Source organism: Streptomyces sp. NPDC054047, from assembly GCF_055585065.1.
Genome location: NZ_JBVJKV010000008.1, coordinates 117612 through 139114, shown reverse-complemented (window position 1 = coordinate 139114; position 21503 = coordinate 117612). Strand labels below are relative to the sequence as shown.

Sequence of the window (21503 nt, the reverse complement as noted above, 5' to 3'; positions counted from 1 at the left end):
TTCGGCCCGCCCGGATCGATGTCGGTGGCCCCGCCTACTATGGCTTGACTGTCTTTCCGAGGGGGGAAGCGCTCCATGCCGCGTTTCGTACGGTCAGCCGCTCTGGCCGCCGCAGGGGTTCTGGTGGCGGGGCTCGCCGTCGGCTGCGGCGGCTCGGACGGGGACGGGGGCAAGGACGACGCGAAGCCCGCGCCGACCGGCCCCGAGCAGTCGCCGAAGCCCGATCCCTCCTCCACGCTGCCCGCGGCGCTCACCGCCCAGAAGCTCGACTGGGGCGGCTGCAAGGCCACCGGCAGCGACCCCGCGCCCGGCTCCGAGTGGCAGTGCTCGACCCTCAAGGTCCCCTTGGACTACGCGAAGCCGGACGGCGAGACGATCGACGTCGCGCTGATCCGCGCCAGGTCCACCGGCAAGGGCGAGCGCATCGGCTCGCTCCTGTTCAACTTCGGCGGGCCCGGCGGCTCCGGCGTCTCCATGCTGCCGTCGTTCGCGGACATGTACGACACGCTGCGCGAGCGGTACGACCTGGTGAGCTTCGACCCGCGCGGGGTCGCGGGCAGCGAGGGCGTGCGCTGCCGCAGCGACAAGGAGACGCAGGCCGCCGAATCCGTCGACCTCACTCCGGACACCCCGGCCGAGGAAGCGGCGTACTTCAAGGACGCGGCCGACTTCGGCGCTGGCTGCGCGAAGGACTCGGGCAAGCTCCTGGGCCATGTCTCGACGGTCGAGGCCGCCCAGGACATGGACGTGATGCGCCAGGTGCTCGGCGACGAGAAGCTGCACTACATGGGCGTTTCGTACGGCACCGAACTGGGCGGCACATACGCCCACTTGTTCCCCAAGAGGGTGGGGCGCCTCACCCTGGACGCCGTCGTCGACCCCAGCGCGGACTCGGTGGGCCACGCCAAGAACCAGGCGCGGGGATTCCAGCGCGCCCTGGAGAACTACCTGAAGTCCTCGGGCCAGGACCCGAAGGCGGGCTCGCGGAAGATAGTGCGCCTCCTCAAGCGCCTCGACGCCGAGCCGCTGCCCGGATCGGGCGACCGCAGGCTCACCCAGTCCCTGGCGCTCACCGGCATCACGGTCACGCTGTACAGCAAGCAGAGCTGGCCCGCCCTGACCCGCGGCCTGGAGCAGGCGGAGAAGGGCGAAGGATCGGCGCTGCTCCAGCTGGCCGACGCGTACAACGAACGTGACGCCTCCGGCAGTTACAGCACGGCGAGCCACTCGCAGCGCTCGATCTCCTGCCGCGACGGCAAGGCGCGGACGACACCCGCCGAGGCCAAGCGGCAGCTCGGTGAGTTCCGCGAGATATCGCCGGTCTTCGGCGAGTTCATGGGCTGGGACACGGCGGGCTGGTGCCACGACTGGCCGGTGGCCGGGCTGCACGACTCCCCGGACGTGAGCGCTCCCGGCGCGGCCCCGGTCCTGGTCGTCGGCAACACCGGAGACCCGGCCACGCCCTACGAAGGCGCCCGCAAGATGGCGGACGAGCTGGGCAAGGGCGTCGGCGTCGAGCTGACCTGGAAGGGCGAGGGCCACGGGGCGTACGGCAGCGGAAGCGGCTGCGTGGACGACACGGTCAACGACTACCTCCTGGAGGGCAAGGCCCCGAAGGACGGCAAGGTCTGCGAGTCCTGAGGGGGTTCAGCCCGTCCGGCGTTTGAGGACGAGCCCTTACGGCGACAGGGCCCGCACCTTCACCAGGTGCGGGCCCCTCTCCGTTCAGGCGCTACGCCTAGTAGATCGGCTTCTCGGGCTCGATCTGGTTGACCCAGCCGATCACGCCGCCGCCCACGTGCACCGCGTCGCTGAAGCCCGCGGACTTCAGCACGGCGAGGACCTCCGCGGACCGGACACCCGTCTTGCAGTGCAAGACGATCTTCTTGTCCTGCGGAAGGCCCTCCAGGGCGGTGCCCATGAGGAACTCGTTCTTCGGGATCAGCTTGGCGCCGGGGATCGAGACGATCTCCCACTCGTTCTGCTCGCGCACGTCGATGATCTCGATCTTCTCGTCCGCGTCGATCCACTCCTTGAGCTGCTTGGGAGTGATCGTCGAGCCGAGCGCCGCCTCCTGGGCCTCGTCCGACACGACGCCGCAGAAGGCCTCGTAGTCGATGAGCTCGGTGACGGTGGCGTTCGGGCCGCAGACCGCGCAGTCCGGGTCCTTGCGGACCTTGACCTGGCGGTACTGCATCTCCAGGGCGTCGTAGATCATCAGGCGCCCGACCAGCGGGTCGCCCACGCCGGCCAGGACCTTGATCGCCTCGGTGACCTGGATGGAGCCGATCGACGCGCAGAGCACGCCGAGGACGCCGCCCTCCGCGCAGGACGGGACCATGCCGGGGGGCGGGGGCTCCGGGTAGAGGCAGCGGTAGCACGGGCCGTGCTCGCTCCAGAAGACGGACGCCTGGCCGTCGAAGCGGTAGATCGAACCCCATACGTACGGCTTGTTGAGCAGCACGCAGGCGTCGTTGACCAGGTATCGCGTGGCGAAGTTGTCCGTGCCGTCGACGATCAGGTCGTACTGGCTGAAGATGTCCATCACGTTCTCGGCCTCGAGCCGCTCTTCGTGGAGGATCACGTTCACGTACGGGTTGATGCCGAGGACGGAGTCCTTCGCCGACGCCGCCTTGGAGCGGCCGATGTCGGCCTGGCTGTGGATGATCTGGCGCTGCAGGTTCGACTCGTCGACCTCGTCGAACTCCACGATGCCGAGCGTGCCCACGCCCGCCGCGGCGAGGTACATCAGCGCCGGTGACCCGAGGCCGCCGGCGCCGACACACAGCACCTTGGCGTTCTTCAGCCGCTTCTGCCCGTCCATCCCGACGTCGGGGATGATCAGGTGGCGGGAGTACCTGCGAACCTCGTCGACGGTGAGCTCAGATGCTGGCTCGACCAGGGGTGGCAGCGACACGGGGACTCCGTTGGTCGGTATTTCGGAACGGTGGTTCTCTCCGTAACACTGCCACGCCCCTCGTCATTCCGAGACACCCGTTCCGATGCGCGAGACGATCTCGTCCCAGTACCCGGGCATCGACTCCCAGGGGTCGTCCGCTCCCCCGCCGTCCACCCGGTCGGTGAAGTAGATCGTCGAGGCGCCCTGCCAGCGTGCGATGCGCAGCGCCTCGTCGAGATGGCCGCGCGGCATCCCGTGCACGAAGTGGCAGAAGCGCTCGGGTGGGTAGTCGGCGGTCCACTCCGCCACCTGTGACCAGCGGTAGTCGCTCCAGGGGCCCGCGAAGGTCACCAATTGGTCGGCGGATTCGGCGTATCCGGGGTACGGATGGGTGCCGTGACCCAGGACGATGTGCGCGTCGTCGCAGAGCGCGCGCAGCGTCGTGACCGTCCTGCGCACCTCCGGGAGCGCGGCGCGCTCGGTGGGGCAGCGGTCCAGCGAGAAGCCGTCGACCTGATACCAGTCGAGGTAGCGGTGCGCGTCGGAGATGATCTCCCCGAAGCCGCGCGCTCCGTACATCACGTCGAGGTGACCGAGAACACGCACGCCCGCGTTCCGCAGCCGTCCCGCCGCTTCCAGGCAGTGCGGGTCGGGCCGGTCCCCGGGTCCCCTGCTCACGTTCAGGACGACCCAGTGCAAAGGGGCTCCGGGGCGGGTGAGTTGCGACCACTCGGCGGGGGCGACCAGGGGGTGCGCGAAGCCCGGGATGCCGAAGCCGAGACGTACGTCGGTGTGTGCGGAGCCTGTGCCGGTCCTTGTCAGATGCGGCATGCCGCCTCCATCCAGATGTCGGCGAGTGATTCTTCGAGGTTGATCCGGGGGCGCCAGCCGAGCCGGTCGCGCGCGGTGCGCACGTCGGCCTGCTGCCAGCTGCCGCACCCGTCCGGGTAGGGGTAGGCGGCCGGGCTCCCGTGGTCGGATTCGGTGCGGGGGTGCCCGATGGATTGCCGCAGGGACCCCTGGTCGAGCTCGTGCAGGGCTCCGCCGTACCCCGCGACGCGGGCCAGGACGGCCGCCGCGTCGCGCAGCCGCACGGCGCGGCCCGCCCCGATGTTCACGATCCCCTGGGCCGCGGAGAGCGAGGCGGCGTGCACGGCGCGCGCCACGTCGCGTACGTCGATGAAGTCCCGCTGCACGCCAAGGCCCCCGAGCTTGAGCTCGCCGTCACCGGCCTGCATGGCCCGCCGCATGGCCTCGGCGAGCCGCCCGAGCGGCGAGCCCGCCGGGGTGCCGGGCCCGGCGGGCGAGAACACCCGCAGGACGACGGCGTCGAGACCGGAGCCGAGGACCAGCTCGGTGGCGGCGAGCTTGCTGACTCCGTACGGTCCGCCGGGCCTGGGCACGGCGTCCTCCGCGGTGGAGGAGCCCGGCTGGCTCGGCCCGTACTCGGCACCGCACCCCAGCTGGACGAGGCGTGCCCCGCATCCGCTGCGGCGCAGGGCCTCGCAGATGGTGGCGACGGCGACGGTGTTGTGCCGCGTCAGCTCGCGGGCACCGCCGCGGGTGGCCCCCGCGCAGTTGATGACGACGCCCGGGTGGACGGCGTCCAGGAAGCGGGTGAGCGCGCCGGGGCTGCCGCTCGCGAGGTCGAACCGTACGTCCGAGTCGTCGCCGCGGCCGAGCGCGGTGAGCTGCACCGCCGGGTCGGCGAGCAGCCGGTCGGCGACGAACCGGCCGAGATATCCGTTGGCTCCGATCAACAGCACCCTCATCGGGCGGCTCCCGGGTCGGATTCTCGGATGCTGGGGGTGCTCATCTGGGTTTCTCCTTCAGGGGGTTGCCGTAATGCACGGGGTAAGGCCCGCGGTGTCGGCCCCGCGGGAGAGAAGGTTTTCGGGTGGAGCGGCCAGGAATCCGCAGGCGCGGCGCGCATGCTCAGGGCGCCCCGTCGGCGTGCGCGGAGGCCCGGCTGAGCACCCGCGAGGAATGGAGCAGCAGCACGCCCGCGGCGACGCCGCAAGCGACGACGGGTACGACTCCGGACCCCCAGGCCCGGACCGCCCCCTCCACCGGGGCCGCGAGCCACGCGCACCCGGGCAGCCGCCCCGCGAACACCGAGGCGAGCGAGACCGCCTCCGCCGCCCCCGCGGCCGCCAGCATCAGCAGGGGTGCCCGCGTGAATCCGTACGAGGAGAGCAGCCGCGAGAGCAGCAGCAGCGCGCCCAGCGCCCCGGCCCCGGCGGAGGCCGGGGCGCCGTAGACGGCACCGGCCCCCACGAGCAGGGCCCCCAGGGCGCACAGGTAGAGCGCGACCACGCCGAGCAGCAACGGCCGGACGGACGCGGTGAATTCGGTGAGTCCACGGCTGAGCGCAAGGCGTCCCCGTGCCCCCACGGAGAACAGCCGCACGCACCACACGGCGGGCGCGACGGCGAGGCAGAGCCCCAGCGCGGCAGCGATCGACGGCGCCCAGGGGCCGTCGGGCCCGCCCGAGACGGCGGCCCGCAGCAGTCCGTCGCCGAAGAGGGCGTACGCGAGGAGGAGGCATACCCACGCGTGCGTGGCCGGCGCGACATGGTGCGCGGAGCGCAGCGGCCCGTACCGAAGAGCCACTCGCAGCGCGACGGCCACGGCGAGCGCTCCGCCGAGCCCCACCGCGAGCCGCGCGCGTCCCTCGCTCAGGTCGAGCCCCACGGCGGCGAGCCCGCACACCGCCCCCGGCAGCAGGGCGAACAGCGCCCATCCGGCGGGCAGTTCGGCCGCGCCCGTCGAGGGGGGCGCCACAGGGGCGGCGCGCTCCTCCTCGTCACGCGGCACGCGCGCGTACATCTCCTCGGCGAGTGCGAACACGTCCCGGTGCCGGAACCGCGCGGCGGTCCGGTCGGTCACTCCGTGCGCCTCCAGGCCCGCGGCGATCTCCAGCGGGTCGACGGCGCGCTCGCAGAGCTTGCGGTGGCGGTGCATCAGGGCCTTCACGGGATCGACGCCGCCGCGCCGCGCGGGCTTGGCACCGGTCTCGGCCGCCGTCCCCCGCCAGGCCGCGGGCTCGCGCACCAGAGCCGTGTCGGCCAGCAGTTCCTCCGACCGCACGTCCCATCCGCCGGGGCTCTCGGGAGCCCGCGGGGCGTCCACCTTCTGGTCCTGACTCATACGCCCGCCCCCTTCAACTGCTCCGGTCTGTCCGCCTCTTGCGCCCAGCTGGGCGCGCCTCCCGGACTCGCGCCGGAGCCCGGGCCGGCGTCCCCGCCGCCCGCGGCGACCGCCCACCTCCCCGGCATGTACGCCTCCGCCGGATTGCCGAACGGCACCGGCTCGCCCGCGTCGTCGACCGCGTCCCTGCGCACCGGACAGTGCGAGACGATCTCCAAATAGATGCCGCGAAATGCCTCGATGTTCTGCTCCACGGTGAACAGTTCGAGCGCCCGCGCACGCGCCGCCGCCCCGAGCCGCTCGCGCCGCCCGGCGTCGCGCAGCAGCGCCACGCACGCCTCGGCGAGCGCCCGGGGGTTGCGCGGCGGCACCACGAGCCCGGTGCCGCCGATGACCTCGACGACCGCGCCGACGTCCGTGGAGACCGTCGCGCGCCCGCAGAACATCGCCTCGACCAGGCTGATCGGGAAGCCCTCGACGACGCTGGACAGGACGACGACGCTTCCCGCCGCGTACGCGTCCTCCAGATCGGGTACCTCGGGTGCGCCGATCTCCTCGAAGGACACGGGGTTGTCGCCGACGGCGTGCGCGCCGTCCGCCTCGTCGGGGAAGAGCTGCGCGGCGAGCGCCCTGCAGTGCGCGAGGTACGCGTCCGCCTCCGGGCCGTCCGCGGGCGCGCCGACGATGCGCAGCCGCGCCTTCGGCTCCTCCTTGCGGACCTCCGCGAAGGCGTGGAGCAGGGAGATCAGGTCCTTGGCGGGTTCGATGCGTCCGACCCACAGGAGGGTGTCGGGGTCGCCCGGGTCCTCGCGCTCGCCGACCTCCGCGAACCGGGAGGCCTCCATGCCCGGGTAGACCGTGCGCAGCTTCGCCCGCTCGGCTCCGCACCGCTCCTGCCAGCGGCGGGCGTGCGTGTTGCCGGGCGTGATGGTCGTGGCCCTGCGGTACACCTCGGCGGCGAGCCTGCCGTGGAAGGAGGTGAGCAGCGCCCGCGCCGGCGCGCTCAGGGCCTCGTCGCCGGTCGCGAGGTAGTGCGCCCGCAGCTGCACGCCGTACTCGGTGACCAGGAGCGGGACTCCGGAGAAGTGCTGGGCGAGGAGGCCGGGGAGCGCCGCGGGGCCGCCGGACGTGGCGTGGCACAGGTCCACCGCGCCGAGGCCGTCGTCCCCGTACCAGTCGAGGGAGAGCGGTCGCAGCGCCCGTTCCAACAGGCCCGCAACGGCGAGGAGATCGGGCACGCGTGCGGTGCGCGCGGTGCGGAGTGCGCCCGGCGCGCGGCACGCGCGCTCCAGGGCGCGCACGGCCGCCTCGGAGCGCAGTGCGGCGACGAGGCCGCCCTGGTCCACCGCGAGTTCGGCGAGGCCGTAGAGCGCACTGCCGAAACGGTCCGCCAACGCGTCAGCGGCGCCCGGGTCCCCCGCCGCGCCCGCCGCTCCGGAGTCGCACACCACCGCGGCCAGCTCGCCGTAGCACTCGGCGAAGCGCCGCCGCGCCCGCCGTCCGTACCCGGCTCCGAGGGCGACGCCGTCGTCGACCGTCCACAGCGGCGCCGTCCGCACGCGGTTCACCTGGGGCGGCAGCTCGATCCAGCCCTGCGCCTCCTGCCGCTCGCTGCGACTGAGGGCGTAGATGTCGAATTCGTGCTGCCCGAGCCCGCGCACGAGCCGGTCGCACCAGAGCCTGGCGTCACCGCTCACATACGGATAGCCACCCTCCGTAAGCAGTCCGATGCGCACGCGTACACCCCCGATCTCCCATGTGGAGAGCCGCCGTTGGACCGGCGGCTCGCAGCGGGACGAACGTATGCGGACATGCCGGTGGCGTGATGGACGGTTGTCCATCACGCCACCAAAAGGGGTGAACGGCAGTAACTTTCCCGCACCGGTAGCGTTCCGTCGCGCTATGGCACCCGGAGAGCGCTCTTTCGTTACGGAGCGTTAAGCTGCGGCCAGCTCCCTGCGGGCCGTACGGCGCTGTGCCGCCGCCTCCGGGTCGAGCGCGGGCACGGCCGCCAACAGCTGTCTGGTGTACGCCTGCCGGGGCGAGCCGTAGATCTCTTCGACGGAGCCCTGCTCGACGATCCGTCCCTGGCGCATCACCGCCACGCGGTCGCTGACCTGGCGTACCACGGCGAGGTCGTGCGCGATGAAGACGAGGGCGAGCCCGTGCTCCTCCTGTAGTTCGGCAAGCAGCGCGGTCACGTGCGCCTGCGTGGTCACGTCGAGCGCCGAGACCGGCTCGTCGCACACGATGACGTGCGGCTCGGCGGCGAGGGCCCGCGCGATCCCGACGCGTTGGCGCTGACCGCCGCTGAATTCGTGCGGATAGCGCCCGTAGTACGCCGGATCGAGCCCCACGCGCTCCATGAGGTCCCGCACGCGTGCGCGCACCACGGAGTCGTCGCGCTCCCCCCGCGCGCGCAGCGGATCGGCGATGGACTCCCCGATGCCGCGGCGCGGATTGAGCGAGGCGACGGGGTCCTGGAACACCATCTGGACCCCGGCCCGTATGCCGCCGCCCGGCTGCCGCGCGCCCCCGTGCCGGATCTCCCCCGCCGAGGGATCGAGCAGCCCCACCAGCATCCGCCCCAGGGTGGTCTTGCCGCTGCCGCTCTCCCCCACGACCCCGAGCGTCTCCCCCCGGCGGACCGTGAGCGACACCCCGTCCACCGCGGCGAACGCCCGCTTGCCGCGCCCGAACTCCTTGCGCAGGTCGACGGCTTCCAGCACGACGTCCCCCGGTGCGGCGGCCGACGCCTCCCGCGGCGCGTCCACCCGGGGCACCGCCCCGAGCAGCTCCCGCGTGTACGCCTCCTTCGGCGCCCCGAGGACCTCGCGCACGGGCCCCCGCTCGACGGCCCGCCCGTACCGCATCACCAGGACGTCGTCGACGCTCTCCGCCGCCACGCCCACGTCGTGGGTGACCAGGAGAAGACCCATCCCCGTCTCGGCCCGCAGCACGTGCAGCAGGTCGAGGATCTGGGCCTGCACGGTGACGTCCAGGGCGGTCGTCGGCTCGTCGGCGATCAAAAGCTCGGGCTCGCAGGCGAGCGCCATGGCGATGAGCGCGCGCTGTCGCATGCCGCCGCTGAACTCGTGCGGCCGGGAACGAGCCCTGCGTACGGCATCGGGGATGCCCACCCGGTCGAGCACTTCGACGGCACGCGCGCGTGCCGCCCGGCGCGAGGCTCCGGTGTGCACGCGGTACACCTCGGCGATCTGGTCGCCCACCGCGTAGTACGGATCGAGGGAGGACAGCGGGTCCTGGAAGACCATCGCCGCCTTTCCGCCCCGCAGCAGCCGCAGCTCCTCACCGGACGCTTCCGCTACGTCGATGCCGCCGACCCGCACCGATCCGCCGACCCGCGCGCCGGTGCCCCGGTGGAGCCCGAGCAGCGCGGCGGCCACCGTGCTCTTGCCGGAACCCGACTCGCCGACGAGGCCTAGCGCGGCGCCCTTCTCCAGCGTGAAGGAGAGCCGGTCGACGGCGCGCGTGTCCCCGAAGTCGACGACCAGGTCGGTCACTTGGACGAGGCTTCGATCCGGGCTCATGACAGGACCACCCTTCGGTCGGCCACCGCGTACAGGACGTCCGCGACGGCGTTGGCGAGCACCACGAAGAAGCCGGTCACCAGGACCATGCCGACCACGACCGGCAGATCGACGACCTTGACCGCGTGCACGAGTTCGCGCCCCATGCCGGGAAGGCCGAAGAGCGTCTCGCTGAGCACGGCCCCGCCGAACATCGACCCGAAGTCGTTGGCGCTCAGCGCGATGACCGGGGCGACCGCGCCCCGCAGGGCGTGCTTGCCGATGATCGAGCGCTCCCCGACGCCGTACGCGCGAAAGGTCCGCACATGGTCGTCGGCGAGGGTCTCCAGCATCGAGGCGCGGGTCAGGCGCGCGTACTTGGCGGCCTCGATCAGGGCGAGGGAGAGCCAGGGAAGCAGCAGGTTCCACGCCCACTGCTGGGGGTCGTCGGTGAACGGCACGTACTGCGGGAAGGGCAGCCAGTTCAGCTGGCCGCAGACCACGATCATCAGGAGCAGGCCGATGACGAAGACGGGCGTGGCCGTGCCCGCGAGCGTGACGGCGGTCAGGGCGCGCTCGGTGAGGCGTCCGCGCCGCCAGGCGGACAGGACGCCGGTGCCGACGCCGAGGATCAGCCACATCACCATGGCGCCGAGCGCGAGCGACCCGGTGACCGGCAGCTTCGCCAGAATCAGCTGGGTGACCTGCTGGTCGCTCTGGTAGGAGAGCCCGAGGCAGGGGGCGTCGCAGTGCTCCACGCCGGTGCCCGTCGAGTAGTCCTGGCCGACGAAGATGCCCTGGAGGAAGTCCCAGTAGCGCACGTACACCGGGTCGTCGAGCCGCAGCTGCTCGGAGACCTGGGCCACTTGGGCCGGTGAGCAGCGCGGCCCGCAGGTGATCTGCGCGACGTCGCCGGGAGCGACGTAGAAGACCGCGTAGATGATCACGGAGATGGCGAGCAGCGTGACGAGGGCGCCCACCGAGCGCCGCAGGAAGAAGCCCGGGAAGCCGGTCATGCCTTGCCCTCCCGCTTCTGCCCGGTCCCGATCCGCAGCCGCGACGCGGCCCGTGGATCGAGCGCGGTCCGCACGCCGTCGCCCAGGACGGTCAGCGCGAGCACGGTCACGAACAGCGCCCCGGCGGGCAGCAGTAGGTACTGCGGCGCGGCCTGGTACCAGATGTCGGCCGAGGTCAGCATCTGTCCCCAGGACGCGGTCGGCGGTTTGACGCCGACGCCGAGGAAGGAGAGCGCCGCCTCGACGGTGATGTTCAGCGGGACGAGCAGCGCCGCGTAGGTGATGACGGGGGCGGCGAGCCCCGGCAGGAGTTCGCGGCGCGCGATGCGCCAGGTGCTCCAGCCGCTGAGCCGGGCGGCGGCCACGTAGTCGAGCTCCTTGAGGGTGATGGTCTGCGCGCGCACGATCTTGGCCGTGCTGCCCCAGGCGACGAGCCCGATGACCAGGGCGACCAGGACGGGGCGCGGGAAGCCGCTGGGCACGATCGCCATCAGGGCGAGCGAGAGGACCATCAGCGGCATGGCGACGATGACGTCGGTGGCGCGGCTGAGCACCTGGTCGACCAGGCGGTTGCCGAGCCCGGCCGCGATGCCGATGCCGACGCCGAGCAGCACCTGCACGAGCGTCGCGGCGAGCGCGACGCCGAGGGAGACGCGCGCGCCGTACACGAGCCGGGCGAACAGGTCGCGCCCGGTCTGCGGTTCGACGCCGAGCCAGTGCTCGGCGCTGATCCCGCCGAACGGGCCGATCGGCACGCCGCCGCGGCCGGAGTCGATGAGGTCGGGGTGGTACGTACTGGGGTCCTGGCCCTCGATGGCGGTGAGCAGTGGCGCGGCGAGCGCGACCAGGACGAGAAGCGCGACGACGGCCGCCGCGACGAGGGCGGCACGCTGCGCACGCAGCCGCCGCCAGAACTGACGGGCACCGGAGGTCGGGGCGGGCGCCTGCGCGCCCGTCCCCGCCTCCGAGGCCAACAGGGCCTCGCTCATGGTGATGTGACCGGTAACCCTTACTTGACCGCGACCTGGGAGATGTCCAGGACACCCGTCCAGTCGCTGATCACGATGTTCTTGACGTCCTTGCCGTACAGGCGCTTGTAGACGGGGTGGAAGAGCGGCACGGTCAGGGCCTGCTCGCCGATCTTCTTGTCGAGGGCGCCCCAGCGCTTCGCGGCCGCGTCGAGGTCGGTGAGCTTGTTGATCTCGTCGATCTCGTCGTTGACGGACTGGTCGTCCAGGAAGCCGGTGTTGAAGTTGGCGCCGTCCTTCACGATCTGCCGCCCGTCGAAGATCGGGGCGAGGAAGGGGCCGCCGGAGGGCCAGTCGGCACCCCAGTGGGCGAGGAAGAGACCCGGCTCGTCCTTGGCGCTGTGCACCTTGTCCTTGTAGTCGTTGTCCTCAAGGCCCTGGAGCTTGACGGTGATCCCGGCCTTCTTCAGGGCGTCCTGGAGCGCGGTGGCGATCTCCGGGCTCGTCTCGAAGTCCTTGGCGTTGGAGTGGGTCAGCGTGATGGTGAGCCCGTCCTTGTGACCGGCCTCCTTCAACAGCTCCTTGGCCTTCTTCGGGTTGCCGGCCTTGCCCGCCGGGAAGTGGTCGTACTTCGTGTATCCGAAGGACTTCTGGTTGGGCAGGTACGTCGTCGCGGGCTCGGCGAGCGAGGAGCCGCCGGCCGCGTTGACCACGGACGAGCGGTCGACGGCGTACGAGATGGCCTGGCGCACCTTCGGGTCGTCGAAGGGCTTCACCTTCGGGTTGAAGGCGAGGTAGTTCGTGTAGCCGAAGTGCCCGGTGCCGACGCGGGAGGCCAGCGCCTTGTCGCCGGTGACCTTGGCGAGTTCGGCGGGGCCGAGGTTCGTGTCGGTGGTCACGGCGGCGGCGTCCGCGCCCTGGCCGGCCGAGAGCCGCTGGTTGATGACGGAGGAGTTGAGGCCGGACCGCACGTCGATCTTGTCCGGGTAGGCCTTGCGCTCGGGGTCGGTCTTCGCCGACCAGTGCGGGTTGCGCTCCAGGGTGAGGCGCTCGCCGTCGTTCTCGTTCTTGACGACCTTGTACGGACCCGAGGAGACCGGGTGCTCCTCGTACTTCGTGCCCTTGTCCTTGCTCTTGGGGACGGGCGTGAACTGCGTCTGCGTCGCCAGGTAGGGGAATTCGCCCTCGGGCTTGTTCAGGTGGAAGACGATGGTGCGCTCGTCGGGCGTCGCGATCGACTCCAGGCCCTTGCCGCTCTTGTCCTTGTACGGCCCGGCGTACTTGTCGCCGCCGATCAGCCAGTCCCTCAAGTAGGGCGCGCCACCGGAGAGTTCACCGGCGAAGGAGCGCTCGATGCCGTACTTGATGTCGGCGGAGGTGATCGGCGAACCGTCCTCGTACTTGAGCCCCTTCTTGAGGGTGTACGTCCACACCGTGGCGTTCTTGCTCGACTTGCCGAGGTCCGTGGCGAGGTCCGGCACGACCTCCGAGCCCTTGGCGCCGTCCTCGCGGTTGCGGGTGGTCAGGGTGCGGAAGACGAGCGAGGGGACGTTGCCGCCGCCGGAGGTGTAGAGCCTCGCCGGGTCGAAGTCGACCTGCGGGTCGCTGTTGAGGACGGTGAGCGTGCCGCCCTTGGCGGGCTTGCCGTCGGCGCCGCCGCTCCCGGCGTCGTTGTCCTCGGGGCCCGCGCAGGCGGCGGCGCCCGCTGCCAGGACGAGGCTGACGGATGCCGCTGCCACGCGGCGGGCTATGACGGACGGTTGACGCATGGGAAAGGACCTCTCGGAGTATCAGACAGGGAAATGAGCAGAGCTCGCCCCGGGGTCGCCGAAGAGGGTCAGTCAGGACCGCAGAAGGTGCACTGGGTGCACAGGGTCCGGAGAGAAAGCGACGCACGCGCCAGGGGCGGGCGTCAGCAACAGTGGATGTCGGACACGCAGAGCGCGGTCACGCCGAAGAGCGCCAGCTCAAGGGCTGCGCGCGAGGAGGCGTGACGAGGCGACATGCGGAGAAATATGAACGAACTTTCGGCGGTTGTCAAAGCTGCCGAGCAGAGCCGCCGACCGACGGACGCCCGCATGCCGGGCACTTCTGTCTCAACTCTTGGGAAACGCCCACGGGTTGGCCTTGCACTTGATTCCGTCGTGGTCGAGGAACTTCGTCTGCTGCTGCATGACGGGCGCGAGATCGCCGTCCTTGGTGCAGTCCGTGTGGTTGAAGCCGAGCCGGTGACCGACCTCGTGGTTGATCAGCATCTGCCGGTACGGATGGATGCGGTCGCCGTAGGTCTTGGCGCCCTGCGCCCACCGATAGGCGTTGATCATGACGCGATCGGTGGCCGCGGAATCGCAGGAGACGTTCTGCTGCTTGGTGTCGAGCCCGGATTTGGCGCACCACGTCGCGGTCGTCCCCGGACTGGCGAGCGTGATGACGAAATCGGGCTTCCCGGAAGATATCCGCTCGAAGGTGCGGCCTCCCTTGTGCGCCCAGCTCCGGTCGTCGTTCAGCGTCTTCTGCACGGCGGACGCGAACAGCTCGCCGTCCAGGCCCATCCCCTTCTCGACGTCCACGCGGTAGCGGAACAACTGCCCCTTGCCGGGCGCCTTGTCGAACCCTGCCATCGCGTCGAAGTCGCCGGACGCCGTGAGCTTGGCGTCCAGCGGATACTTCTTGGCCATCTTCGTCTCGTACGTCGCCGGAGCGGACTCCGGAGGCGTGGGCCGGTCGTCCGAGCGGGACGCGTCGGCGCCCGCGTCGCGCTCGCCCTGGCCCTTGGCGGCCTGCGTCCGCGGCGCGGAATCCTTTGGCCCGTCGGTCACCTGACCGGCCACGACGATCGCGAGGACGGTGGTGACCGCGGCGGCGGCTATCCCGGTGAAGGTGCGGCCCTTGCCGCCCCCCTTGCCGTCCTCGGCCTCGTCGGGCGCGATGCCACCGGGTCCGCCGGCGCCGTCGGCGCCGCCTGTTCGGTCGGCTCGGTCGGCTCGGTCGGCTCCGTCGGACCAGAGGTCTCCGTGCGCTTCCTCGTCCTCGTCGACCGCGCGGTCCCAGTCGGTGACCGAGGCGTACGGATCGCGGGGCGGGACGCCGGTCGACGCGGGCAGGGCGTCGATCGCACCGCCCGAGAAGAGGTCCTCCTCGGCGAACTCCTCGCCGAACGCGTCCACGTACTCACGGCGCGGCCCCGGCACGCGGGACGGCGCGGTCCGCGCACCCGGCGTTCCGTACACGGCGCCCGTGCGCGGCCCTGCCCCCCAGGCCCCGCCCGGCTCGCGCTGCTCGGGGTGCCCGCCGCGCACGTGCGGCGTGCCGTGGGAAGGGGTGGCCTGGGGCATGCCGTGCGGCGGAGTGGCCTGCGGGATGCCGTGCGCGGGCGTGCCGCCGTCCCCCGGGGCACGCCTGCGGCGCCCCGTGCCGGGGGACGGCGGGCGTGCGCCCTGCGGTGCCGGTAGATCGGCGGTGTTCCTGCTGCCCGTGTTGTCTGCGAGGTCGGAGGAACCCCGGCGGCTATGACGTCCCACGCGCCGCCTCAGCTCCCCGCGCCCGATTGACCGGATTCATGCAACTCGCCCGTGTCCGCGAGCAGTTCGCGGAATGCCGTGGCCACCGTATCCGGATACTCCATCATCGCCACATGCCCGGCGTCCGGCAGCGTGAGCAGCCGTGAGTCACGGAACGCGGCGGCGGCCTTGCGGGCCATGCGGAACGAGACGAGCAGGTCCCGGCCGCCGTAGATGAGCAGCGTCGGCGCGAGCACCCGCTCCGCCTGCCGCCACAGGCCGTGCTGGCCGCCCAGCGTGTACGCGTTCACGATGCCGCGCGCCGAGCGTGCCATCGCGTCCCACATGTACGGAAGCGCCAGCCTGCGCTCCATCTCCCGCACGGCCGCGCTGTACCCCTCGGGCGAGACCCGGCCCGGGTCGCCGTAGCAGAGGCCCATGACGCCGCTGACGCGCTGCTCGGGCGTCCAGTCCTTGGTGAGCCGGGTGAACAGACCCGCGACGCCGGGCACCGCGAGGAGCCCGGTCGGCAGCGCCGTGCGCTGCACCCGCAGCTCGGGGAGCGCGGGCGAGATCAGCGTGAGGGTGCGCACCAGGTCGGGGCGGACGGCGGCGACGCGGGTGGTGACGGCGCCGCCCATCGAGTTGGCGATCAGATGGACGGGCCCGGCCTCGCGCGAGTCCAGATAGCGGATGACCGCGCGCGCGTGCCCCGTGATCGAGTAGTTGCCGTCGTCCGGCGGCGGCGAGTCGCCGAACCCCGGCAGGTCGAGCGCCGCGCAGTCCACGACGTCCTCGAGCAGCGGCATCAGGGCCGACCAGTTCTGCGAGGAACCGCCGAGCCCGTGCACGTACAGCGCGGAGGGCAGCCCCTCGCGGACCGAGGGCCGGGAACGCACCGAAAGCGTGAGTCCGGGGAGGGTGACCGAGTCGAGCCGCTCGCCCGCCGCGACCCCGACGGCACCCGGTTTGGGTGCGACGGAAGCGGCGATCAGGTCCGGCAGCTCGGTCGAAGACATGCGGCAATGTTACGAGACGATCACACGGTGGTTCGTGTGTTCGCCGTCACAGATCCAGCCGATCTCGCGCGGAGATCGCGTAGCGCCCGGTTCGACAGTCTCCTACGCTCTTAAGAGAGGGCGAACAGGGCACTCGCACCACTAGTCCGCTAGGGAAGAGAGCCACGATGACCGTCGACCCGTCCGATCCCGAGACCTTTCAGGTCGAGGAGACCGCCGAGACCAGCACCGAGGCCCCCGAGGCCGATTCCGCGGAGCAGCACACCGACCTGGCGCCGAGCGAGGACGACTCCTTGCAGGGCGCGGACACGGACGCGGCCAACGAGGCCGACCTCGCCGAACAGGCCCGCGTCGTCAGCATCGACGAGGACGACTATCGCTGAGCTGCCCGTGTTTGCCCTGCTACGCACGGCTTTCACGGTCATCCAGTCCGTGAAATTCTCCGCTCGTACCGCGCACATCACGGTTACCGAAAAGTACGATGGCCGCGCGGCGCACACCGCACATTCACGATCATGGGAGGCGGCGTGACAGCCATCGAGCAGACAGAGGCAGCGCGCCCGCGGGGCACACGCCTGCCGCGTCGTGCCCGACGCAATCAGTTGCTGGGCGCGGCTCAGGAGGTCTTCGTCGCGCAGGGGTACCACGCGGCGGCGATGGACGACATCGCCGAGCGGGCCGGAGTCAGCAAGCCGGTGCTCTACCAGCACTTTCCCGGCAAGCTCGACCTGTACCTCGCCCTGCTCGACCAGCACTGCGAATCACTGCTGCAGTCGGTCCGTACGGCACTCGCGTCCACGTCGGACAACAAGCTGCGGGTCGCGGCCACGATGGACGCCTACTTCGCGTACGTGGAGGACGAGGGCGGCGCCTTCCGGCTCGTCTTCGAGTCCGACCTGACGAACGAGGCCGCGGTCCGCGAGCGCGTGGACCGGGTCACGCTCCAGTGCGCGGAAGCGATCTGCGAGGTCATCGCCGAGGACACGGGCCTGCCCCGTGACGAGGCGATGCTGCTCGCGGTGGGCCTCGGCGGCTACTCCCAGGTGGTCGCCCGGTACTGGCTCGCCAGCGGCAGCACGGTCCCGCGCGACAAGGCGGTGGAACTGCTGACCTCGCTGGCCTGGCGCGGCATCGCCGGTTTCCCGCTGCACGGCCTGGAAGGCCACTGACCCCCGGTTTCGCGTCCTCGCATTATGTTCCCGATCTCTGTTCGCTACTGGCGTGCAGCGGCGGAAGCATGGGCGTCGCTTCACCGGGCTAATGTGTGCTGAGTACGGCGCGGACGCCCGCGCACATCACTGACCGTCGGAGGGACAAAGCCGTGGAGGTCAAGATCGGCGTGCAGTACGCGCCCCGCGAGATCGTGCTCGAGAGCACTCAGAGTGCCGAGGAAGTCGAGCGCGCGGTGTCCGAGGCGCTGACCGGCAAGTCGCCGCTGCTGAGCCTCGTGGACGACCACGGCCGCAAGGTCCTGGTTCCGGCCGACCGCCTTGCGTACGTCGAGCTCGGTGAGCCGACCGCCCGCAAGGTGGGCTTCAGCGCCCTGTAGTTCACGGCGCTGCACGCAGGACGAACAGACGAGAACGGCCCGGTGGTCACAACCACCGGGCCGTTCTCGTTTGTTGACGCGCCTCGCGCACAGAAGGTCTGGAGGGTTGTATTCCGGCGCCCACGGGTAAGACCGGCTACGACCGTTTTGCACCTGGCCGCGAGGGAGGGAACACCCTGTGATTCTGGAAGCACTCGGATCCGCACTGCTCGGTTTCGCCCTGGCATGGGCGGCGGCCCACCGACTGTCCCACCGGCTCCCCGCACGCAACCTGGTCCTGGCGACCGGGGCCGCGGGCGCCGTGATCGGATCCTTCGTCACGCACATGGCCCTGGGAGCGGGCCACGCGACCGGCACCCTGGTCGGCGCGGTGGCCGTGGCAGCGGCCCTGCTCTCGCTCCTGCTCCGCCCCAGCCGTGGCCGACTGCGCCGTCGCTCAGCGACGGCGTAGGGGCGCGGGGAACGGCGCACCCAGCCACAACCCACCCGCAGGGAACCCGACGGCTCAACCCCACCAGGGGCGCGAGGAACCGCGCACCCAGCCACAACCCACCCGCAGGGAACCCGACGGCTCAACCCCACCAGGGGCGCGAGGAACTGCGCACCCAGCCACAAACCACCCGCGCGTGAAGACGACACCCGCAGTGAAGCGAACCCAACCCCGCCAAACCCAGCGGAGCGCCTACGCGGCGAGACCCAGCGCGGCCATCCGCTTCGTGTGCGCCTCGGTGATCCGCGAGAACATCCGCCCGACCTCGGCAAGGTCGAAGCCGTCGGCAACGCCCCCGACCAGCATGGTCGACAGCGCGTCACGGTCGGCGACCACCCGCTGCGACTGCGAGAGCGCCTCGCCCATCAGGCGACGGGCCCACAGCGCGAGCCGCCCGCCCACGCGCGGGTCCGCGTCGATCGCGGCGCGCACCTTCTCCACCGCGAAGCTCGCGTGCCCCGTGTCGTCGAGCACGCCGAGGACGAGCCGTCGGGTGTCGCCGTCGAGGCGTGCCGCGACCTCGCGGTAGAAGTCACTGGCGATCGAGTCGCCGACGTACGCCTTGACCAGACCCTCCAGCCAGTCGGACGGCGCCGTCTGGCGGTGGAAGCCGTCGAGGGCGGCGACGAAGGGCTCCATCGCCTCGGTCGCGTCCGCGCCGATCGCCGAGAGCCGGTCCCGCAACTGCTCGAAGTGGTGGAATTCGGCCGACGCCATCTTCGCCAGCTCCGCCTTGTCGCCGAGCGTCGGCGCCAGCTTCGCGTCCTCCGCGAGCCGCTCGAAGGCCGCGAGCTCTCCGTAGGCGAGCGCCCCGAGCAGATCCACGACCGCGGCGCGGTAGTGCGGCTCGGCGGCAGCGGTCTTCCAGTCCTGGGCGGCGATTCCGGTGGGTTCGACGGGTGTGTCAGCGGCGGTGTCAGGCGTCTCCATAAACCGCACAATAGCCCGCGCGCAGCAACGTGTAAGGGCCTGGTCAGTGACTGTGACGACGACTACGTGACCAATTCGCCAGACACGGCTGCGAGATTCCGGGGTACAGTGGTAATGCGCCCGCCGAATATTCGTCGGGCCGTACGAATGAGGATGCCCGGTCGGAGGCCCGATCGGCTCCGACCCGACAGCCCTCCAGGCGGCCCGCACGGTGCGGACGGCACGAGGAGGGAACCTCAGCGGTACGAGCGCTCGAGCGCAGGCAGTGGTCCCGCGCCCCCGGCCCCGCCCCCCAAGCAGCCGGCGGTAGTGGCACGGTCACGACCCCCAGCGTTCGCCTCGCGCCGCGTCTCACAGAAGAGGCAATGCCCTGACTACGACTTTCCGCGATCTCGGAATTCTCCCCGAGACGGCCGAGGCCCTTGAGGCCGTCGGCATCATCAGTCCCTTCCCCATCCAAGAGATGACGCTCCCCGTCGCGCTCTCCGGCAGCGACGTCATCGGCCAGGCCAAGACCGGCACCGGCAAGACGCTCGGCTTCGGACTCCCGATCCTGGAGCGCGTGACCGTCCCCGCGGACGTCGAGGCGGGCCGGGCCAAGCCCGAGCAGCTGACCGACGCCCCGCAGGCGCTCATCGTCGTCCCCACCCGTGAGCTGTGCCAGCAGGTCACGAACGACCTCCTGACCGCCGGCAAGGCGCGGAACGTACGCGTCCTGGCCATATACGGCGGCCGTGCCTACGAGCCGCAGGTCGAGGCCCTCAAGAAGGGCATCGACATCGTCGTCGGCACGCCGGGTCGTCTGCTCGACCTCGCGGGCCAGAAGAAGCTCAACCTCAAGCACATCAAGTGCCTGGTCCTCGACGAGGCCGACGAGATGCTCGACCTGGGCTTCCTGCCCGACGTCGAGCGGATCATCAACATGCTGCCGCCGAAGCGTCAGACGATGCTGTTCTCGGCGACCATGCCGGGCGCGGTCATCGGCCTGGCCCGTCGCTACATGTCGCAGCCCACGCACATCCGCGCCACCGCGCCGGACGACGAGGGCCAGACCGTCGCCAACACCAAGCAGCACGTGTACCGCGCGCACAACATGGACAAGCCGGAGATGATCTCCCGCATCCTGCAGGCCGACGGCCGCGGGCTCGCCATGGTGTTCTGCCGCACGAAGCGGACCGCCGCCGACATCGCCGAGCAGCTCGAGAAGCGTGGCTTCGCCTCGGGCGCCGTGCACGGCGACCTCGGACAGGGCGCCCGCGAGCAGGCGCTGCGCGCCTTCCGCAACGGCAAGGTGGACGTGCTCGTCTGCACCGACGTCGCCGCCCGCGGCATCGACGTCGAGGGCGTCACGCACGTCATCAACTACCAGTCCCCCGAGGACGAGAAGACCTACCTGCACCGCATCGGCCGCACCGGCCGCGCGGGTGCCAAGGGCATCGCGATCACGCTGGTCGACTGGGACGACATCCCGCGCTGGCAGCTGATCAACAAGGCGCTGAACCTCGGCTTCGGCGACCCGGTCGAGACGTACTCCAGCTCTCCTCACCTGTACGAGGAGCTGAGCATCCCGGCGGGCACGAAGGGTGTGCTGCCGCGCGGCGAGCGGACCCGTGCCGGGCTCCGCGCCGAGCAGATCGAAGACCTCGGCGAGACGGGCGGCAAGGGCGGCTCGCGCGGACGCGACCGCGACCGCGGCGGCCGCGACGGTGGCCGCGACCACGGTCGTGACCGTGACCGCGCTCAGGCTCCCGAGCCGGACCGCGAGCCGCGTGAGGCGCGTACGCCGCGTCGGCGTCGCCGGACGCGTTCGGGTACGCCGCTGGACGCTCCGGCGGTGGCGGTCGCCGAGACCGCTGCGCCCGCCGCCGCGGCTGTGGCCGTGTCCGCCCCTGAGACGGCCGAGCCGACGGAGCCGCGTACGCCGCGTCGCCGTCGCCGGACGCGGAACGGTGGCTCGGACGCGGCGGAGGCCGCGGTCGAGACGGTCAAGTCGGTCGAGACGGTGTCGGCCGTGGAGACTGCCGTGGTCGAGGCCGAGGCCCCCGCCACGAAGCCGCGCCGCCGCACCCGCAAGGCCGCCGAGCCGGTGGTCGAGGTGGCAGAGGCAGCAACCGAGGCCGTGGTCGAGGCCGACGCACCTGCCGCCAAGCCGCGCCGCCGTACCCGCAAGGCCGCGGAGGCCGTGGTCGACACGGTCGAGGCCGTGGAGACCGTGGAGGCCGAGGCCCCCGCCACGAAGCCCCGTCGCCGTACGCGCAAGGCCGCCGAGCCCGTGGTCGAGGTGGCGGAAGCCGCCGAGGCCGAGGCTCCGGCCACGAAGCCGCGCCGCCGCACCCGCAAGGCCGCGGAGGCCGTCGTCGACACGGTCGAGGCCGTGGAGACCGTGGAGGCCGAGGCCCCCGCCACGAAGCCCCGTCGCCGTACGCGCAAGGCCGCCGAGCCCGTGGTCGAG

The 21503-nt window shown here is 71.6% G+C and carries 19 protein-coding genes; 6 read left to right on the top strand and 13 right to left on the bottom strand.

The genetic code is table 11. From position 1 onward, the window contains the following. The first annotated feature begins 75 nt into the window (after positions 1-75). Positions 76-1641: an alpha/beta hydrolase gene (locus tag ACZ6ZP_RS27290; RefSeq protein ID WP_384311757.1), complete on the top strand. Its 1566-nt coding sequence runs from the start codon at positions 76-78 to the stop codon at positions 1639-1641. 97 nt (positions 1642-1738) lie between these two features. On the opposite strand, the gene moeZ is transcribed toward ACZ6ZP_RS27290, so the two are convergent. The 12 genes from moeZ to ACZ6ZP_RS27230 form a co-directional block, all read right to left on the bottom strand. Continuing rightward, positions 1739-2917: an adenylyltransferase/sulfurtransferase MoeZ gene (gene moeZ, locus ACZ6ZP_RS27285; protein WP_351163560.1), complete on the bottom strand. Its 1179-nt coding sequence runs from the start codon at positions 2915-2917 to the stop codon at positions 1739-1741. Positions 2918-2980: 63 nt separating this feature from the next. Beyond that, positions 2981-3730, bottom strand: a complete 750-nt coding sequence (locus ACZ6ZP_RS27280; protein WP_366461254.1) for a spherulation-specific family 4 protein — start codon at positions 3728-3730, stop codon at positions 2981-2983. Next, positions 3718-4671 carry an NAD-dependent epimerase/dehydratase family protein gene (locus ACZ6ZP_RS27275; protein WP_351163556.1) on the bottom strand — a complete coding sequence of 318 codons (954 nt, stop codon included), beginning with the start codon at positions 4669-4671 and terminating at the stop codon, positions 3718-3720. Before ACZ6ZP_RS27275 ends, ACZ6ZP_RS27280 begins: the two co-directional genes overlap by 13 nt. Positions 4672-4834: 163 nt before the next feature. Next, entirely contained in the window at positions 4835-6049 is a 1215-nt protein-coding gene (locus ACZ6ZP_RS27270; RefSeq protein WP_351163554.1) for a hypothetical protein, read from the bottom strand. Then, positions 6046-7785 (bottom strand): DUF3492 domain-containing protein, encoded by a 1740-nt coding sequence (locus tag ACZ6ZP_RS27265; protein WP_469408732.1) that lies wholly within the window; start codon positions 7783-7785, stop codon positions 6046-6048. The genes ACZ6ZP_RS27270 and ACZ6ZP_RS27265 overlap by 4 nt, the downstream gene beginning before the upstream one ends. Positions 7786-7986: 201 nt before the next feature. Continuing rightward, positions 7987-9600: an ABC transporter ATP-binding protein gene (locus tag ACZ6ZP_RS27260; RefSeq protein WP_351163550.1), complete on the bottom strand. Its 1614-nt coding sequence runs from the start codon at positions 9598-9600 to the stop codon at positions 7987-7989. Further along, a complete protein-coding gene (locus tag ACZ6ZP_RS27255; protein ID WP_351163548.1) occupies positions 9597-10595 on the bottom strand; it encodes an ABC transporter permease in 999 nt (332 codons plus the stop codon). The genes ACZ6ZP_RS27260 and ACZ6ZP_RS27255 overlap by 4 nt, the downstream gene beginning before the upstream one ends. Continuing rightward, positions 10592-11584 carry an ABC transporter permease gene (locus ACZ6ZP_RS27250; RefSeq protein WP_351163546.1) on the bottom strand — a complete coding sequence of 331 codons (993 nt, stop codon included), beginning with the start codon at positions 11582-11584 and terminating at the stop codon, positions 10592-10594. Before ACZ6ZP_RS27250 ends, ACZ6ZP_RS27255 begins: the two co-directional genes overlap by 4 nt. Positions 11585-11604: 20 nt before the next feature. Continuing rightward, positions 11605-13332, bottom strand: coding sequence for an ABC transporter substrate-binding protein (locus tag ACZ6ZP_RS27245; protein ID WP_469408731.1), 1728 nt, complete (start codon positions 13330-13332; stop codon positions 11605-11607). Positions 13333-13475: 143 nt separating this feature from the next. Beyond that, positions 13476-13568, bottom strand: coding sequence for an Ms4533A family Cys-rich leader peptide (locus ACZ6ZP_RS27240; protein ID WP_344520500.1), 93 nt, complete (start codon positions 13566-13568; stop codon positions 13476-13478). A 91-nt stretch (positions 13569-13659) separates the two neighbouring features. Next, the gene (locus ACZ6ZP_RS27235) at positions 13660-15084 is read right to left on the bottom strand and encodes a DUF3152 domain-containing protein (protein ID WP_469408730.1); all 1425 of its coding nucleotides are present in this window, start codon (positions 15082-15084) and stop codon (positions 13660-13662) included. 8 nt (positions 15085-15092) lie between these two features. After that, the gene (locus ACZ6ZP_RS27230; RefSeq protein ID WP_351163540.1) at positions 15093-16082 is read right to left on the bottom strand and encodes an alpha/beta fold hydrolase; all 990 of its coding nucleotides are present in this window, start codon (positions 16080-16082) and stop codon (positions 15093-15095) included. 167 nt (positions 16083-16249) lie between these two features. Here ACZ6ZP_RS27230 and ACZ6ZP_RS27225 point away from each other — a divergent pair, with 167 nt between their 5' ends. The 4 genes from ACZ6ZP_RS27225 to ACZ6ZP_RS27210 all read left to right on the top strand — a co-directional run bounded on the left by ACZ6ZP_RS27225 (position 16250) and on the right by ACZ6ZP_RS27210 (position 18082). After that, a complete protein-coding gene (locus ACZ6ZP_RS27225) occupies positions 16250-16465 on the top strand; it encodes a hypothetical protein (RefSeq protein WP_351163538.1) in 216 nt (71 codons plus the stop codon). A 144-nt stretch (positions 16466-16609) separates the two neighbouring features. Beyond that, complete coding sequence (locus ACZ6ZP_RS27220; RefSeq protein ID WP_249587903.1) at positions 16610-17251, top strand: TetR/AcrR family transcriptional regulator; 642 nt, start codon at positions 16610-16612, stop codon at positions 17249-17251. A 152-nt stretch (positions 17252-17403) separates the two neighbouring features. Then, entirely contained in the window at positions 17404-17631 is a 228-nt protein-coding gene (locus ACZ6ZP_RS27215; protein WP_249587904.1) for a DUF3107 domain-containing protein, read from the top strand. Positions 17632-17809: 178 nt separating this feature from the next. Beyond that, positions 17810-18082, top strand: coding sequence for a hypothetical protein (locus ACZ6ZP_RS27210; RefSeq protein ID WP_351163535.1), 273 nt, complete (start codon positions 17810-17812; stop codon positions 18080-18082). A gap of 231 nt (positions 18083-18313) precedes the next feature. On the opposite strand, the gene ACZ6ZP_RS27205 is transcribed toward ACZ6ZP_RS27210, so the two are convergent. Then, on the bottom strand, positions 18314-19051 hold the full coding sequence (locus ACZ6ZP_RS27205) for a ferritin-like fold-containing protein (protein ID WP_351163533.1): 738 nt from the start codon (positions 19049-19051) through the stop codon (positions 18314-18316). Positions 19052-19514: 463 nt separating this feature from the next. Between ACZ6ZP_RS27205 and ACZ6ZP_RS27200 the strand changes: the two genes are divergently transcribed. Continuing rightward, positions 19515-21503, top strand: a 1989-nt coding sequence (locus tag ACZ6ZP_RS27200) for a DEAD/DEAH box helicase (RefSeq protein WP_469408727.1), incomplete at its 3' end; no start/stop codon positions are given.